The sequence below is a fragment of the Telluribacter humicola genome, from assembly GCF_017355935.1.
Taxonomy (GTDB): Bacteria; Bacteroidota; Bacteroidia; order Cytophagales; family Spirosomataceae; genus Telluribacter; species Telluribacter humicola.
Genome location: NZ_JAFIQT010000001.1, coordinates 1,786,505 through 1,803,230, shown reverse-complemented (window position 1 = coordinate 1,803,230; position 16,726 = coordinate 1,786,505). Strand labels below are relative to the sequence as shown.

Here is a 16,726-nt window from a genome sequence, read left to right as displayed (position 1 = left end):
AACCAAAAGGACATTAATAAAGAATATCTGACCCATGGGAAAAATTTCTTACTACACCGAGGAAGGTCTTAATAAGCTGAAAGCCGACCTGAATGACATGAAGACTAAAGGCCGCACCGACATAGCCCGGCAGATAGCCGAAGCCCGCGACAAAGGTGACCTGAGCGAAAATGCGGAATATGATGCCGCTAAGGATGCTCAAGGTATGCTTGAAATGAAGATTGCCAAGCTGGAAGAGATTCTGTCCAACGCCCGGGTAATTGACGAGTCTTCAATTGACACCTCACAGGTAGCTGTACTTTCAACGGTACGGATTAAGAATCGTCGGAATGGTGCAGAATTGAGCTATACTCTGGTATCAGAAGAAGAAGCCGACCTGAAGCAGGGCAAGATTTCGGTAGGTTCACCGATCGGCAAAGGTCTCCTTGGCAAAAAAGTGGGCGAAGTAGCCACGATACAGGTACCTGCCGGTATGATGGAGTTTGAGGTACTTGATATTACCCGCTAATCCTTATTAACACTTCACAAGCAGAGAGGCCGGCATATACATGCCGGCCTCTCCTGTTATAGTAGTATATCTTTTCAGCTTATTTGATCCGGAACTGCTTATCATCAATACCCTTGTTGATCTTGACCGACTGGGTTTCCATGGTCATTTCAAACTGGCCTGACTTCTGGCTCCGCTTAAAAGGCAGCTTCACACCATTTACCTCTTTGTAATCATCATACGTAACGGCTACGTCAGACTTGCCGCGTGGGGTATCTATGGTGGCCGTACGCTTTACTTTCAGGCCGGTGCTGGCATCAAAGTAATCCTGCCAGGTACGCCCATCCGCGGAGTACTCTACTTTATAGGCTTCTTTGCCGTCTACGGTCTCCTTCCCCAGCAACTTTTTCTCAATGCCCAGTGAGTCATAGTACAGTTCAGGAAAGGGATGGTTCTGCAGGTATTCCTGAAAAGCTTCTTTTCCTTCTTTTACCTGCTCCTGCCCGCGCATATTCCGCGAGAGCCGATTGCCATCGTATACGGTACCGCCCATCTCATTGCCCATTACATAGCTAGCCTGTCTGAACTTGTTAGGCATCTTGTATTTGGCCTCCATTTCGATAGTCCGGCCCTGCATATCAGCCGTAGCGGTGGTAGTGATATCCTGAATGGCCTTCAGCTTCGTACGTCCACCAATGGCGGTAAGGTACTTTTCGACTACTTCATTGGCATTGGCCGGATCCTGCGCCCTGGCAGATCCTCCCGCCATGCACAGTAGTAGTCCTATTATATAAAAAGCGTGTTTCATAGCAACGTTGGGTTTAATGGTTAGAGAGGTACTGATAATGAGAATCGACGCTGTGGCCTGCTTCTGATAATCAATATAAAGAAATACTATGGATACCTCTACTGCCATGAACGCCTGCTGCTGCTATACTGGCTAGAAAAGCAGCAGATACACACCTGCTCCGGCCAGGTAACCAAGCAGAGCCAGAAGAGTAATACGCTTAATGTACCAGATAAAGTCCAGCTTCTCGATACCCATAACAGCTACACCTGCCGCCGAACCGATTACAAGCATACTACCGCCCGTACCTGCACAGTAAGCCATAAACTCCCAGAGGCGGTGGTCGGTCGGGTAAGTACTAAGATCGTACATACCCATGGCTGCCGCTACGATGGGTACGTTATCAACGATTGCCGAAACTACTCCGATGATAACTACAATCAGGTCGAGATTACCTACCAGCTGATCCAGTTCAGCCGCCAGATCGCTAAGGACTTCGGTAGATTCCAGCACACCAACCGCGGCCAGAATACCCAGGAAGAACAGTATACTGGGAGCGTCGATTTTGCTAAGCGCATGCGCCGGGCTGAAAGGGGCACGGTCTTCTTCGTCCTTATCCTTATGCAATAGCTCGGAGAGTACCCATAGTGCACCTAGTGAAAGCAGCATTCCCATGTAGGGAGGCAGGTGTGTGACCGTCTTGAATACTGGTACAAAGAGTAGTCCCAGGGTACCAGCGATCAGCATCAGCCGTCCTTCCACCTTTGAGGCCTTTATATCATCTTCGGCCTGGGCAGTACCGCCCATAAGTACAGGTACTGCCTGTAACTTGGATCGCATCGCAAATGTCATGTACAGCAGGGGGACCGCAAGGGATACAATACTGGGCAGGATCAGTCTTACAATAATGTTGACTGTTGTGATCTGTCCGCCTATCCAGAGCATAGTAGTAGATACATCTCCAATAGGTGACCAGGCTCCGCCTGAGTTGGCGGCAATAATGATCATACCGGCCATAAGCTTACGCTGTTCTGACTCGGGCATCACCTTACGCAGCAGAGATACCATTACGATAGAAGTAGTAAGGTTATCGAGCAGGGCAGAAAGGAAGAATGTCAGGATACAGATAATCCAGAGAAGCGAAACCGGGTTACGGGTTGTGATACGCTGGGTAATAATGGCAAATCCATCATGAGCATCGATCAGCTCTACGATGGTCATAGCCCCCAACAGGAAGAACAGGATCTCGGATATGGAACCCAGGTGCTCAGATAACTGGTCGACCACCACTTCAGCATCCGAATTCAGGAGTACATAGGCTGTCCAGCACAGAACTCCAGTAATCAATGCCGAGGCAGTTTTGTTTATATGGATGACTTCTTCGAGGGCAATGGCTAAATAACCTATAACAAAAATGGCAATAATAGAGGTGAGCATAAGTGGATAAATTAACTTACTAACTGGGAGTGTGCCCCAAAAATAGTATGACACATTTATAGAATCGCCATTTTATTCCCAAATGTTTGGAGTCACAGTATAATTTAGATACAATTAATGAAATGAAATTCCGCGGTTTTATACTTTATATACCCTTCCTGTGGGTAGAGGGCATGGCTCTTTTTCCGCTCATACTGGTTAGACGACGAAAGTCTAATCCTACTCTTATCAATCATGAGCGGATTCATCTTCGTCAGCAACTGGAGATGCTTATTCTTCCATTTTACATCTGGTATGTCCTTGAATACCTCATCCTGCTGCTTTACTTCCGTAATCACTACAAGGCGTATCGCTACATATCGTTTGAAAGAGAAGCATTCATCAACGAAAGGAAGACAGACTACCTCCGCAAAAGACCGTTCTGGGCTTTCTTAAGGTATATTTTCTGACTCTTCATTTTGGTCATGCCGGTAGCTTACTACAGCTACCATCATAACCAGCGAAGTCAGGATGACGGTTAGCATCAGTATACCATCCCTGAATCCAACAACCAGGTACTGGGGGGGAATGCTCAGAAATAGCAGTACAGTCACCAGCCCCCGGGGAGCCACGTACAGGATAGGTTTCAGATCTCCTTTCAGCGTAGCTTTGAGAGATAGATAACGGGTACCCACTATCGCCAGTAATAGTAAGATACTGACGATCCAGGCGTCGATGTCAGCCAGCTCCGAAATATTGGTTGAATACCCGAAAATAAGGAAGAAGAAAGTCCGGATGATGAAAGCGCTCTCGGCTGTTAGATTCTTAAACTGCTGAAGTTCGTGCTCAAAAAGGTCATTTTTAAAGTAATCTTTCAGCTTCCCCCGTACAAACAGTTCGGTGTTATTAATAAAAAGTCCGAATACCAGAATCGCCAATAGCGACGACAGATGGTACATCTTCCCGACTGCATACACGATAAACAGGGAGGAAATGATAGGCAGGTACTTGACGTGGTGAGTAATGCGGCTAATCAGGTACAGCAGTACGAAGCAGCAGATTACCGAGATAATAACAACCAGGATGGTACTCTTGAAAAACTGCACCGCCGTCTCCCAGCCCGATCCGGCTGGAATAACCAGGATATTAAACAGCATAAGCCCAAGTATATCCGACAGCGACGACTCATACACTACAAATTCACGCCGCATAGCATCCAGCCCTCTCACGCTCGGGATTGCTACCGCACTACTGATTACCGCGAAGGGAGTCGCCGTCACCATGGCATTATAAAAGTTCTCGCCTAGTAGTATATAGAATATACCCGCTATCACAAACATACAGAGCAGTATCCCCAACAGCGCAGCCGCCAGGGTACGAAGTATAAACTTGTGCTTGCCGCCGCTCAGCTCCAGGTCAAGCCCCCCCTCAAGTACAATGAGGATCAGACCCAGGGTACCCAGGGTAGGAAGTATCACATTGACATAGGGAATAGCGACGCCAAAGTAGTCGGTCACCTGCCGGATAGCCACACCGGTGGCCAGAAGAAGTACTACGGAGGGTAATTTGGTACGACTGCTAACTAAGTCAAATCCGTACGAAATAAGTACAGAGCTGCTCAGCATTATAATTAGTAAGGAAGTATCCATTCGTAAGGGTAGAGGTTGTCCATCTACCGCAATAATACAAAATTATACCAGATTGTTACGAAGAAGCGATCAGAGCCCCGCCTTACCAACCCATGGGAGGGCTATAAATATACCCTCGATTGTTGAATCGGAAAGCCAGCATCAGCTCATGGCTACCCGTAGTAGTAAGTCGTACCAGCGAGAAAGGATACTCATAAGCGTAGCCAACACTGAGCAGATCGGATAGCGCCAGGCCTAGCTGCATACCCAGGCTCTCGCCCTGGCGGTACTGCACACCCGCCCACAGGCGATCGGTATACTGAAGCCGGAGCTGGGTATCAAAAGACACCGGTGCATGGCCCGTAGCTTTCATCCATACCTGCGGCAGTAGGGCCACCTCGTCCCCTACCTCCAGACGGTAGGAGGCAGTCAGGTAGTAATGGGGAACAATACGATTGTTTAGGGAGCCGGAGGAAGTTTCGAAATCAAGCTTTGGGACATTAGGTGCCAGTACCGAAGCACCAGCCATGAAGTTTTGCCGGCGAATCAGCATACCAGCCGTTAGCAGCGGCCGTACCCGGGTAAAATTCCCGGTAGGTAGCAGAGGATCAGGGTTGGCGGTCTGGATACGATCAAAATGCAGGGTATACTGTAGAGCTCCCACCCCTACTCCGGCTGACAGTTGCCACTGGTTCTGGAGGCTGACATGAGCAGCGCCCGTTGCCAGCGCTATGTTGCGAGTGGTAGGTCCCGTCTGATCACCCAGGAACTGTACGCCGGCGCCCCACCGCCAGGTACCGGCAGGTGGTGTCAGATTGTAGCTGGCCTGGTTATGCGCATAGCGGGGCGAATGTATTCCATGGATTGCTTTTTGGCTGTACCCTACCGGCAGATGTGCCGTCAGAGAAGCCGTCGAAGGGGCATCATCCAGCCCAAGCCACTGTCGGCGGTAGCTCAGGCGAACATCAGTAAAATCATTGATTCCGGAAAAAGCCGGATTGACCAGATAAGGGTTTAATGAAAATAAACTACTCTGTGGAAGCTGCTGTGCCTGTACCCCTGTATACACCAGAAGAAGCATCAACAGTACCCACAAGCGTCCTATTTTCATTATACAGCTATTTTTCTTTGCATAGATAAATCATCGCCAGCAATAATCAAGCCATTTTTACACATTACCAGCCAACAAAAAAGGGACCCCGTGGGGTCCCTCCTCTTATTTAGGTTCTCTTTTACCTTTTGGCTTGTTGTCTTTGCGTCGTCTCTTGTTGCCATACGTACCTCTCCACAGCTTTCCTTTTCTGCTTTTCTTATCCCCTTTTCCCATAGTCGTAAACTTGATTTTAGGTTATAGATATGTTTGCCAAACAAAAATAAATTACCAGCAGCAGGTTGTCAACAGAGATGGTAAGATTAAAACCCTATTTTTTTGTGGCTATAATAATACCCGTCGCCCAGTGTTGCTTGGTTACCCACAGGTCAGGGCGCGCGTCCAGGGCAGCTACCAGTTTATGGGCCTTTTCCTGGTGCCCATCGGGCCAGTTTGGCTGCGGCAGCATATCATCAAGAATGTACAAACCTCCTTTTTTCAGCATCGACAGAGCCTCTTCCAGCATCAGGTACTTGCCATGCCAGGTATCCGCAAAAATATAGTCATACTTCATATCTTTATTAGCATTCAGCCACGCTTCGCCGTCCGCACACACCAGCTCCAACCTTGGGTCGTTACCCAGATACGTGGTAGCTATATCAAGTACTGCCTTATCATTATCCACCGACACCAGATGCGACTCCTGATCCATCCCGTCAAGAATCCAGGAGGTAGATAAGCCGGTACCTGTGCCTAGTTCAAGAAAACTACCTCCGGGCTTGGTGCTGGCGAGGGTGCGTAGCAGCGAACAGGTCTGGATATCCGAAGCCATTGTAAAGCCTGATTCCCGGGTGGCCTGGTCGATCCGGTGGTAGTGCTGAGGTAAGGTTTGTTGTACTGACTCGTTCATAGAAGACATCTGGTTTTGTGATAACGGCTCAATATAGAAAGAGTTCAGCAGGATTTAAGGGCTTCTGCCGCTCCACCGAACATACAATTGTTGCCCACCGCTTCCAGACTGGTACATTAATTGACAGTTGGTATAAAACCGTTTACTAAGTGGTACAGCCTCGAGTAGTAATCCTGATTTTAAATCCTTTTATTGCTTTAACAACATACCCCGAAAACCAATGAAACCTATTTACAATGCACTCTTTGCGGCTGTCTCCATGACCATGGTGCTGGCCTGCTCCGAAAATCAGTTTGAAAAAGATGCGACACTGCCCGAACAGTCCGTTTCAGCGCGCCTGAGTGGGAAGGGCAACGACGACAAATGTGCCTCCATGAAAGTACTGGAGGAAAAAATCAAGGAAAATCCGGGATTAGCCAAAAAGCTGGAAGCCATAGAGGCACAGACTCAACGCTTTGTATCCAGCCAGAAGAACGGGACCGGCAGCGGCAAACCCGGTGGCGGGACCGGCGGTGGTACTTCTACCCCCTATACTGGTACCGTGACTATCCCAGTCTACGTACATGTCATTTACAATACTACTCAGCAGAATATCAGCGATGCTCAGATCCAGTCGCAAATTGATGTACTGAATGCCGATTTCAGCAAGACCAACAGCGACAACGGCAATACACCCAGTGAGTTTAGTAGCTTTACTGACAATCTGGACATCCGATTTACCTGGAATACTACGAACCTTATTCGGAAGGCTTCATCCAAAACTTCATGGGGTACCCGTGACGACATGAAGTACTCCCGCAAAGGAGGCTCAGATGCCGTACCTGGCTTCCTGAACATCTGGGTGTGCAACATAGGTGGGGGTATACTGGGCTATGCGCAGTTTCCGGGTGGCTCAGCCAGCACGGATGGAGTAGTAATAGGACCTAACTACTTTGGTAGCAGTGCCGCTAACAAAAGCTTCTACCTTTCTGCTCCCTACGACTTAGGACGTACTGCCACCCACGAAGTAGGCCACTGGCTGAACCTGCGCCACATCTGGGGTGACGGTGGTTGCGGTGTAGATGACAACGTAGCCGATACGCCAATGTCTGACAGTCCCAACTACGGCTGCCCTGGCACCGTAACCAAATGCGGCAACACCAATATGACTATGAACTACATGGATTATACGGACGATGCCTGTATGTACATGTTCACTACCGGTCAGAAAACCAGAACCCGGGCCTTGTTTGCATCCGATGGTGCCCGCAGCAACTTTGTAATTACACCATAATATATATAACTTACCGGCCCCTCCCTGTGGAGGGGCTTTTTAATTATGACATATATATTTCACCTACTTACGAGCCTGGTTCTCCTGATAACGCTGTCGTCTGCCTCCTGTACACAGGACGCTGATATCAAAAGCATACAACTAACAGAGAGAACGCGCGGCACGTACCGAAGTATAACACTAACTCCCGAGTATACGCTGGTAGTAGTGAATGAGGACTCAAGCAAGACGACTACAAGTGCCCAAACGTGGCAAGCCCTGACGAAGCAGATACTGGCCTTACCGGTAGATAAACTACCCCAATTCAACTCGGGGGGTACTAAACATCAGGTGGATGCTGCTCTGCAGAGCCAGTTGGTGGTCGAAACGGCAGGTGATACTTTATCCTCCCCTTCATTTGATCATAATCGACCTCCGACCGAACTTGCTGAGTTACACAAAGCCCTGTACGCCTTAGTTCCGGCCGGGATGAAGGATAGGTTTTAGTGTCAGTCAGGTAGCAAATCCTGGAAATAGAAACCCGTGTCGTAGCCGACGGAAGTGGTTACCCCACAGTTATCGTCATCGTCCGGGGTAACGGGCTGGTAGTTACGGTACACTACTTCACCCAATCGAAACGGAACCGGCTGCTTAAAGATAGGCCCATCAAATACAAATGAGTGATACTCTCCGTTCTCGCCACAGGGATCTACACCGGCCGGTAGGTCATCAAGAAACGACTGATCCAGTAATCGACCGGCAAACGAAGCATCAAGGTACTTCTCATTGACACAAACGATTACTGCCTGGAAGCCTTCGCTGATAAAGGTCTCTAGGAGTTCGCGGGTGTCGCGCACCCAGATGGGGAACACTGCCTTCATAGGTACCTGCGCCATTTGTTCCTCCCGGTAGCTACGCAAGTCTTTCAGAAAAATATCTCCGTAGATAGAATAGTCAATCCCCCGGAATTTCAATTCACTCAATGTCTCTCCTACCACCTTGTTGTATACTTCCATGGTGGGCATTTCGGGCAGGAGCAACTTTCTGAGGGGTATACCGATACTCCGGGCCTGAGCCTCGAGTAGTTCGATACGTACTCCATGCATACTTACCCGATCGTAGTGTTCATTAACCGAAGTAAGCAGACATTCGACTGAATACTCCTTTCCGTTCAGAACCTGGTTGAGGGCCAGAGCCGAATCTTTTCCTCCACTCCAGTTAAATAAGGCGCTTTTCATGAGTTATATCATAATCTACAAGTAAGGCCCAATGTAAACAGGAATGTCTACAATAGCTATTCAGCACTGGCGGTTACCGGCATCAGGTAGTATATGACGCTGACTTTTGCCGGATACTCGCTGCTGCTTGCTGAAGGGCATTTTTCAGCTCATCCAACATAATAGGTTTTGAGACGTAGATATCCATACCAGCCTTGAGGCATATTTCGCGGTCGCCCTGTAGCGCATTGGCCGTCATGGCTATGATCACCGGCTGCCTTTCAAAGTTCTGCCGTATCAGTTGGGTAGCTTCGAGGCCATCCATTTCGGGCATCTGCACATCCATCAGGATCACCTCATAGTACCGGCTCTTTAATTGCTCCAGTACCTCCAGCCCGTTTTGGGCCAGGTCAACATCGTACCCAAGTTTTTTCAGGATATGAACAGCCAGCTTCTGATTGAAAAGGTTATCCTCCGCAATCAGGATCGTGAGCGGATGATGGGCAGCAAATGTATCCGAGAGTACCTGTGCCGGTGGCTGTGATACAGTTGGCACCAGCTCGGCATCCTGCTCCCTTAGTACCAGCTGTACCAGCTTGCTGAGTTGCTGCTGCTTGACGGGCTTGGTCATCACGGCCGCAAAAAGATCCGGATAAGCTTTGCGTGATTCGTCACCGATTGAGCTCAGCAGAATAATGGGGAGCTGCGGCTGCCGGTCCTTGATGGCACGCGCCAGCTCCACACCATCCATACCGGGCATCTGCATATCACTTATTACCAGTTGAAATGGTAATGACTCCGCCAGGATCTCCAGCGCTTCCTGACCCGATGAGGCCAGCACAGGTACCAGCTTCCACTGCTCCAGCTGTGACCTCAGGATGGTAAGGTTGGTCTGGTTATCATCCACCACCAGTACCCGCTTTCCTTCGTTGCCGATGGTATTGAATACAATGTACTGGCGTTTGGTTTCGCTGGTTGCGGTGCAGTGAATATTGAAGCAGAATGTCGTTCCTTTTCCCTCCTCACTTTCTACTGCTATTTCTCCCCCCATCAGATTCACCAGGCGCTCGCTGATAGCCAGTCCCAAACCCGTACCTCCGTACTTGCGGGTGGTTGAGGAATCGACCTGTGAGAAGGCCCGGAACAACCGGTGGAGCTTATCCTTAGGTATACCGATACCCGTATCGCGCACCTGGAACGCCAGATCCAGTTCATTGGTATTAGTCAGGTTGCGCAGCTCTACCCCTACGAATATCTCCCCCTTTGTCGTAAATTTGATGGCATTACCTACCAGGTTGATCAGGATCTGACGCAGACGCAGGCTGTCACCAACGATATGAACCGGTACCCGGGAGTCTATCTGATAGACCAGGTCCAGCCCCTGTTGGGCGGCTTTGGTAGAAAAAAGATCCAGTACCTCCTCTATACAGGTTCGCAAGTCCATTTCCTGCTCATCCAGTTCCATATTACCTGACTCAATCTTGGAGAAGTCAAGGATGTCGTTGATAACCCCCATCAGGTTCACACCACACTGCTTGATGGTATCGGCAAACTCCCGCTGCTCAGCGGTTAGCGGTGTCTCCTGTAATAAGGAGGTCATACCCAGCACCCCATTCATAGGCGTACGGATCTCGTGGCTCATCGTAGCCAGAAACACACTCTTAGCCTTATTGGCGCGTTCGGCTTCCTCCCGGGCTTCCTGCTCGTATTTCTTCTGAACGTTTAATTCATTGTTAAGTATCCGCAGGTGGGTAGCCTGTGCCTGTAGCTCTTCTTTCTGCCGCATCACCTCAGTTGTACGCTCCCTCACCTGGCGCTCCAGTTGCAGTTTCTGGGCTCTAACGGCATTCATCCGGAGTTGGTAGTAGGCTACCGCACTACCTATCACAAGGATAACAACCAATATCCTAAACCACCAGGTATGCCAGAAAGGAGGAGTAATGATGATCCTGATCGAGGCACCGGTAGGATTCCAGATCCCATCGTTGTTGGAAGCCTTTACCTTCAGGGTGTACTCCCCGGGGTCCAGATTGGTATAGGTAGCCGTACGCTTACCCCCGACGTGATTCCAGTGCTCGTCGAAGTTCTCGAGTAGGTAGGCATACTGGTTTTTTTCAGGCTGACTATAATTAAGTGCGGCGAATTCAATGGAGAATACCGACTGACGGTACGAAAGAGTTATTTCTTTAGCTTCGGTGATATGCTCTTTGAGTACTCCGTCTTTGTCTCCGATTGCGACTGGCTTATTGAATATCTGAAAGTTGGTAAAATAAACCGGAGGCTCAAACTGATTGTCTTTCAGGCTATCAGGATGAAAGCTATTAAGACCATTGAGCCCTCCAAAAAATAGTTCACCATTCTTATTCCTGAAGGCTGAATTGCGGTTAAACGAATTTCCCTGCAATCCGTCACTGATCCCGTAGTTGCGAAAAGCTCTGGTAGTAGGATCGAAGCGTGACAGTCCTTTGTTGGTACTCAACCACAGGATCCCGTGAGAATCCTCCTGTATGGCCTGTATAACATGATTGGCTAAACCACTATTTTCTTCATAGATCGTAAACGAGCGGCTCTTCGGATTAAAGAGATTTAATCCATCGTTGGTCCCAATCCACAATCTGCCTTTTGAGTCTTCAAATATGCAGTTAACCAGGTTATTGCTAAGGCTGTTAGGCTGGCTTTCATTATGTAGGAACTGGGTAAACGTTTCTGTTTTGGGATGGTACAGGTTTAGCCCTCCTCCATAGGTACCGACCCAAAGCTGCCCTTTACGGTCGTTGAATACTGAATGAACAATATTGTGACTGATACTGCCGCGCCGCGCCGGATCCTGCTTAAAAAAAGTAGAGCTCTTTGTTTTTTTATTGTAGCGCCCCAGCCCATCCCCAAAGGTCCCCATCCACAGATTTCCCTCATTATCTTCAATAATTCTACAAACGCTGAGTGCTTTATTGGCATCCTGCCCACCGCCCAGATCTGTTTTCAGAAACTTCCCATCCTGAAACTTATCAAGACCTCCCTTGTAGTTGCCAATCCAGATGTTATTTTCCTTGTCTTCGTAGACACACAGTACATAGTTACTACCTATACTGTTGGGTTGGTTACCACTGATGTAGTGGGTAAAGTTCCGGGTTGCCTTGTCATAAACATTTAATCCACCTCCATCTGTACCTATCCATAGCTTACCGCTGTGGTCTTCAATAATATCCAGGATACTGTTATTATTCAGGCTATTGGGGTTATTCTTATCATGTACCCACTTTCTGAACTTTTGGGGCACACGATCCATGAAGTTTATTCCTCCACTGTAGGTACCTACCCACATGTTTCCCCTCCGGTCCCGGTACAGCGAATAGATAGATCCATTATTAAGACCTTCCGGATTCTTATCAGAACTGGCGTAGTGCGTGTAGGTTTTAAGATCAGGGTGCATAACGCTGATACCACCGTTACGAGTCCCGACCCAGAGGTTATGGTTATTATCCTCTGACAGGGCAATGACATCATTATGACTGATACTATGAGGGTTAGAAGCACTGTGCTGGAAGCGGGTGAATGTTCCCTTTTCTCTGTTCATCAGGTTTAGCCCTCCTCCTTCAGTGGCAACCCACAGTCGTCTCTTCGAATCTTCAAAAAGAGCAGTAATGTCGTTGTAGCTCAGAGAGGCCGGATCGGAGGGTACATGTCTATACCTGATAAATCCTTTCCCCGACTGATCAAGCAGGTTCAGCCCACCGCCGAAGGTAGATACCCACACCCTGCCATCGGTGTCCACCCTGATGTCACTGACAACGTTATGGCTAAGGCTCCGGGGATTGGCTGCACTATGCTGAAAGCGGGTAAATGTACCCGTTGACGGATTGAACATATTAAGTCCGCCTCCGGAGGTACCTACCCACAGTCGTCCCTGCCGATCCTGCGTGATGGCCACTACTTTGTTATGACTAAGACTATTCTTATCGCCGGGCTTGTGTCGGTAATGGATGAAGCTGTTCGTAGCCCGGTCAAACAGATTCAGTCCACCGTCATCCGTACCTACCCATATACGACCTTCCCGATCTTCAAATATTTTCCAGACGTAACTATGGCTCAAACTGCCGGGGCGACCGGGATCATTGCGATAAATTCTGAACTCATAGCCATCAAACCGGTTCAGACCATCCTGGGTACCAAACCACATAAATCCCTTGCTATCCTGTAGTATACAAGTTACATTGTTCTGAGACAGACCTTCATTGGTAGTTAGATGTCTGAAATGCACCTGTTCCTGTTGGCTCTGAGCCTTGACTAGGTGTACGCTCAGATATAATACTAGGTAGAGGATGTAGTGGACTCTCATTCAGATAGGTAAGATTGGCTTCAAGAAAAGTCAAAAAAAACCGCAACAAAATTATATTCTTAATAGACTCCCAATCTTAAAGCAAATACCATGCTGGTTTTATGCGCACTATAACATCTCCATCTTTAAGCTGATAAATCCACTTTTAGTAACGGAACGATCTAAAATAAAAAAAGCGGCTACGTACGGAAGTCCCGTACGTAGCCGCTTCGTGCCAGGTAGTAATGTATCTGATTACTCCTTCAGGCTCTTCAGATAAGCGATGGTCTGAGGTACCTGCTGGGTCTGGATAGGGCTTTCATCCTCGATGAAGTAGTGCTCTACACCCGCTTTCTTGGCCGCTTTCAGGATGGCCGGAATATCAATCTGACCAGTACCCAGTGCTACATCGTTGGTAATAGGCGTGCCTCCTGAGAAGTCGCCCTTCACCCCTTTTTTCAGGTCCTTGAGGTGCATGAGTTTGTAGCGGTTGCCGTACTTATTGAGCAGCTTTACCGGATCGGCGCCAGGGTGTACCGCCCACAGCACATCCAGCTCAAGGGATACGTACTCAGGATTCGTATTCTCTACGATATAGTCATAGAGGGTACCGTTGCCATAGGGTTTGAATTCATAACCGTGGTTGTGGAACGCAAAGGTCAGACCATTTTCTTTCAGGATCTTACCTACGCGGTTGAAATCCTCAACAGCCTTCTTGGCATTCTCAATGTTGAAGTTATTTTTTTCGTGAGGAATCCAGGCTACCATCACGTACTTAGCTCCCAGAGCTTTGGCCTTCTGGACCACACTCATGGGATCTTTTACGATCTGCTCGTATCCGGCTCCGGTACCTGGTATGCTTATACCGCGCTCATTAGCCAGCTTCCTGAACTGCTCTTCGGTATAGCCCTTGGGCGCGCCAGCCTCCAGCTCGGTAATACCCAGGGCTTTGATGCTATCGAGGGTAGCTTCTACACCGTGTGGCCAACTAAACCGGTAGGTATAGGCCTGAGCAGCAAACGGGGCCGTATAAAGAGGTTTCTTCGATTTCTGAGCCTGCGCCTGGTTAAAGCCTCCTGCCAGTAGCAGAGCCATACCCAGCGCCATGGTTATTTTTTTCATATACTTACTTTATAAAAGGTTAAAATAGTTACTGTTCTTATAAGTTCTTCTTTTTCATCTCTCTTACCGCATAGTCAGCCGCACGGGCCGTCAGTGCCATATAGGTCAGTGAGGGATTCTGGGTAGAGGTGGAAGTCATACAGGCTCCATCCGTAACGAACACGTTGGGTACCGCGTGCAACTGGTTCCACTTATTCAGCATGGATGTCCGGGGGTCTTTGCCCATACGTACACCACCCATCTCATGTATATCCGAGCCGGGAGCCGAGTGAGAGTCTGCTGCCTTGATGTTGGTAAAGCCTGCCAGGGTAAACATCTCCGTAAACTGCTCGTGGTAGTCCCTGATCATCTTTTCGTCATTGTCGTCCCAGTCAGCCGATACACGTAGTTGTGGTATACCGTACTTGTCCTTCAGGTTCGGGTCGAGGCGTACAAAGTTAGATTCTTTGGGAATGGTTTCACCCATCATCCACGAACTTACCCGCCAGTTGCCTAGTTGGGGGTGCAGAAGGCTTTCTTTCAGGTCCAGGCCCACGCCATCCCGATCCTGTATGCTAGACCTGCCTCCGCCAAAACCGGCCGCGTAGCCACGCAGGAAGTCAGTCTCCTGCTTATATACGTTGCGGAAGCGGGGGAAGTAGCTGTGATTGGGGGTGCGTCCGTCGGTGGTTTTGTCCTGCAGGCCATCGTACTCCGCTGATATACGGGCGCGGTAGTTGTGCCAGGCAATGTACTTGCCCAGAACCCCGCTGTCGTTACCCAGTCCATTGGGGAAGCGATTAGAGATGGAGTTGAGCAGGATGAGGTTGCTGTTCAGGGCGGAGCCATTCACAAAGATAACCTTGGCGTAGAACTCCATCATCTGATTTGAGTTGGCATCTACCACCCGTACTCCCGTCGCCTTCCCTTTCTTCTCATCATAGATGATCGAATGAACCACCGAGTGCGGACGCAGAGTCATGTTGCCAGTCTTCTGGGCCCAGGGCAAGGTAGACGCATTGCTACTGAAGTACCCTCCCAGCGGACAGCCGCGTACACACAGCGCCCGGTGCTGGCACTTAGCACGCCCCTGCTCATGGTGGATAGGCTTAGGATCGGTGATATGTGCGCAGCGCCCCTGTATCAGGTGACGGTCTTTGTAGTTCTTGGCGATGACGCTCTGTAGGTGCGTCTCGACGCAGTTCATCTCAAAGGCCGGCAGAAACTCACCATCGGGCAGGTTGGGCAGACCATCTTTATTTCCTGATATTCCCGCAAACTTCTCAACGTAGCTATACCAGGGAGCAACATCATCATAGCCAATGGGCCACTCTACCGCAAATCCATCGCGGGCCGGCCCCTCAAAGTCGTACTGGCTCCAGCGCTGGGTCTGACGGGCCCACAGCAGCGATTTGCCTCCTACGTGGTAGCCCCGGGTCCAGCGGAAGGGTTTGTCCTCCACAAAAGGTTGCTCATCGTCTTTGATGGCAAAGTGCAGGGTTGCCTCACTGTACAGGCCACTGCGACTGTTCACTGGATTCTGCTTGCGTACTTCCAGTGGTACCTGACCACGATGACCAAACTCCCATGGATTCAGATTGGCCGTAGGGTAATCAGTGACATGCTTTACATCGCGCCCCCGCTCGAGTACCAGCGTCTTGAGCCCCTTCTCGCAAAGTTCCTTGGCCGCCCAGCCCCCACTGATTCCCGATCCGATGACTATGGCATCGTAGGTATTGGCCTTCTGACTATCTATGTTGAAATATGACATGCCTTTGTAATTCTGAATGCTGAGTTCTGATTTTTGAGTTTTGAATTTTCTATAGCAGGGTAATACGGACTAAGATACAGAGGTACGCAGAGTTTAGTTACTTATCTGCTTTCCTCCTTTCCTCCTCACATTGGTCAATGGTCACTGGTCACTAATAATTGGTCATTGCGCTACAGGTACACAGCCGTAGTAGTGGCCGGGCATCATGGTGTACTTATAGTGGTTGACCATAACGTACTCCGAGGTCGTGTAACCCTGGATGGTGAGTTGCTTAAGCAGGTTGTAGTACTCCTTCTGTTCTTTATCTTCAAGCGCCTGTACTTTGAGCAGTAATTCGCGACGCTGAGCAGGTTCACAGGCTACATAGCCCTTACCGTAGGATTGCTGAGCCATACTATCCAGCGCATCCAATCCCAGAGCAACCTTCTTTTTGACGTCCTCCTCGTAGCAGTCTTCAATCATCTTCTGAATAAAGTCCTGCACCTGCAACTCCTTGGCTCCCGGTGTATCCGAGGCCGGTATCAGCGTATCCACTACCTCGGCCAGTACAGCCTGCTGTCGTCCCGAAAGTACCGGCTGGCCAACTTCCACAGACGTTTTGTTCCAGCCATTGGCCCAGGCCGGTAGTACCAGCAGACCAGCGGCTGACATAGCCATGCTTTTCAACGCAGCGCGTCTTTCCATACGAGTTTGGGGATAGAGTATCTATGTTTAGTACGACTATTACTTAAAAGCCTCTTTGACGGCAGTTT

15 protein-coding genes are annotated in these 16,726 nt (G+C 49.2%); 4 read left to right on the top strand and 11 right to left on the bottom strand.

Features of this window, described 5'->3' with window-relative positions; genetic code table 11:
* Positions 1–34: 34 nt before the first annotated feature.
* Complete coding sequence (greA, locus tag JUB14_RS07755) at positions 35–508, top strand: transcription elongation factor GreA (protein WP_207505291.1); 474 nt, start codon at positions 35–37, stop codon at positions 506–508.
* Positions 509–587: 79 nt separating this feature from the next.
* Here the strand turns inward: greA and JUB14_RS07750 are convergent, their stop codons facing one another.
* Both JUB14_RS07750 and nhaD read right to left on the bottom strand, forming a co-directional pair.
* Positions 588–1,295: a LolA-like protein gene (locus tag JUB14_RS07750; protein WP_207505290.1), complete on the bottom strand. Its 708-nt coding sequence runs from the start codon at positions 1,293–1,295 to the stop codon at positions 588–590.
* Between the two features lie 132 nt (positions 1,296–1,427).
* Positions 1,428–2,711 carry a sodium:proton antiporter NhaD gene (gene nhaD, locus JUB14_RS07745; RefSeq protein ID WP_207505289.1) on the bottom strand — a complete coding sequence of 428 codons (1,284 nt, stop codon included), beginning with the start codon at positions 2,709–2,711 and terminating at the stop codon, positions 1,428–1,430.
* Positions 2,712–2,833: 122 nt separating this feature from the next.
* Here nhaD and JUB14_RS07740 point away from each other — a divergent pair, with 122 nt between their 5' ends.
* On the top strand, positions 2,834–3,160 hold the full coding sequence (locus JUB14_RS07740) for a hypothetical protein (protein ID WP_207505288.1): 327 nt from the start codon (positions 2,834–2,836) through the stop codon (positions 3,158–3,160).
* On the opposite strand, the gene JUB14_RS07735 is transcribed toward JUB14_RS07740, so the two are convergent.
* The 4 genes from JUB14_RS07735 to JUB14_RS07720 form a co-directional block, all read right to left on the bottom strand.
* Complete coding sequence (locus JUB14_RS07735) at positions 3,143–4,339, bottom strand: cation:proton antiporter domain-containing protein (protein WP_207505287.1); 1,197 nt, start codon at positions 4,337–4,339, stop codon at positions 3,143–3,145. The genes JUB14_RS07740 and JUB14_RS07735 overlap by 18 nt on opposite strands.
* Positions 4,340–4,421: 82 nt before the next feature.
* The gene (locus JUB14_RS07730) at positions 4,422–5,429 is read right to left on the bottom strand and encodes a PorP/SprF family type IX secretion system membrane protein (RefSeq protein WP_207505286.1); all 1,008 of its coding nucleotides are present in this window, start codon (positions 5,427–5,429) and stop codon (positions 4,422–4,424) included.
* Positions 5,430–5,534: 105 nt separating this feature from the next.
* Positions 5,535–5,645, bottom strand: coding sequence for a 30S ribosomal protein THX (locus tag JUB14_RS07725; RefSeq protein WP_207505285.1), 111 nt, complete (start codon positions 5,643–5,645; stop codon positions 5,535–5,537).
* A 94-nt stretch (positions 5,646–5,739) separates the two neighbouring features.
* Complete coding sequence (locus JUB14_RS07720; protein WP_207505284.1) at positions 5,740–6,318, bottom strand: O-methyltransferase; 579 nt, start codon at positions 6,316–6,318, stop codon at positions 5,740–5,742.
* A gap of 220 nt (positions 6,319–6,538) precedes the next feature.
* Between JUB14_RS07720 and JUB14_RS07715 the strand changes: the two genes are divergently transcribed.
* Both JUB14_RS07715 and JUB14_RS07710 read left to right on the top strand, forming a co-directional pair.
* A complete protein-coding gene (locus JUB14_RS07715) occupies positions 6,539–7,591 on the top strand; it encodes a zinc metalloprotease (RefSeq protein WP_229367580.1) in 1,053 nt (350 codons plus the stop codon).
* Between the two features lie 45 nt (positions 7,592–7,636).
* A complete protein-coding gene (locus JUB14_RS07710; protein WP_207505283.1) occupies positions 7,637–8,077 on the top strand; it encodes a hypothetical protein in 441 nt (146 codons plus the stop codon).
* Between the two features lie 2 nt (positions 8,078–8,079).
* Here the strand turns inward: JUB14_RS07710 and JUB14_RS07705 are convergent, their stop codons facing one another.
* The 5 genes from JUB14_RS07705 to JUB14_RS07685 all read right to left on the bottom strand — a co-directional run bounded on the left by JUB14_RS07705 (position 8,080) and on the right by JUB14_RS07685 (position 16,658).
* Complete coding sequence (locus JUB14_RS07705; protein ID WP_207505282.1) at positions 8,080–8,808, bottom strand: Dph6-related ATP pyrophosphatase; 729 nt, start codon at positions 8,806–8,808, stop codon at positions 8,080–8,082.
* Between the two features lie 82 nt (positions 8,809–8,890).
* Positions 8,891–13,045 carry a hybrid sensor histidine kinase/response regulator gene (locus tag JUB14_RS07700; protein WP_310586119.1) on the bottom strand — a complete coding sequence of 1,385 codons (4,155 nt, stop codon included), beginning with the start codon at positions 13,043–13,045 and terminating at the stop codon, positions 8,891–8,893.
* 312 nt (positions 13,046–13,357) lie between these two features.
* Positions 13,358–14,224, bottom strand: a complete 867-nt coding sequence (locus JUB14_RS07695) for a sugar phosphate isomerase/epimerase family protein (RefSeq protein WP_207505280.1) — start codon at positions 14,222–14,224, stop codon at positions 13,358–13,360.
* A gap of 37 nt (positions 14,225–14,261) precedes the next feature.
* Complete coding sequence (locus JUB14_RS07690) at positions 14,262–15,974, bottom strand: GMC oxidoreductase (RefSeq protein WP_207505279.1); 1,713 nt, start codon at positions 15,972–15,974, stop codon at positions 14,262–14,264.
* Positions 15,975–16,136: 162 nt separating this feature from the next.
* Positions 16,137–16,658, bottom strand: coding sequence for a gluconate 2-dehydrogenase subunit 3 family protein (locus JUB14_RS07685; protein WP_207505278.1), 522 nt, complete (start codon positions 16,656–16,658; stop codon positions 16,137–16,139).
* Positions 16,659–16,726 lie beyond the last annotated feature (68 nt).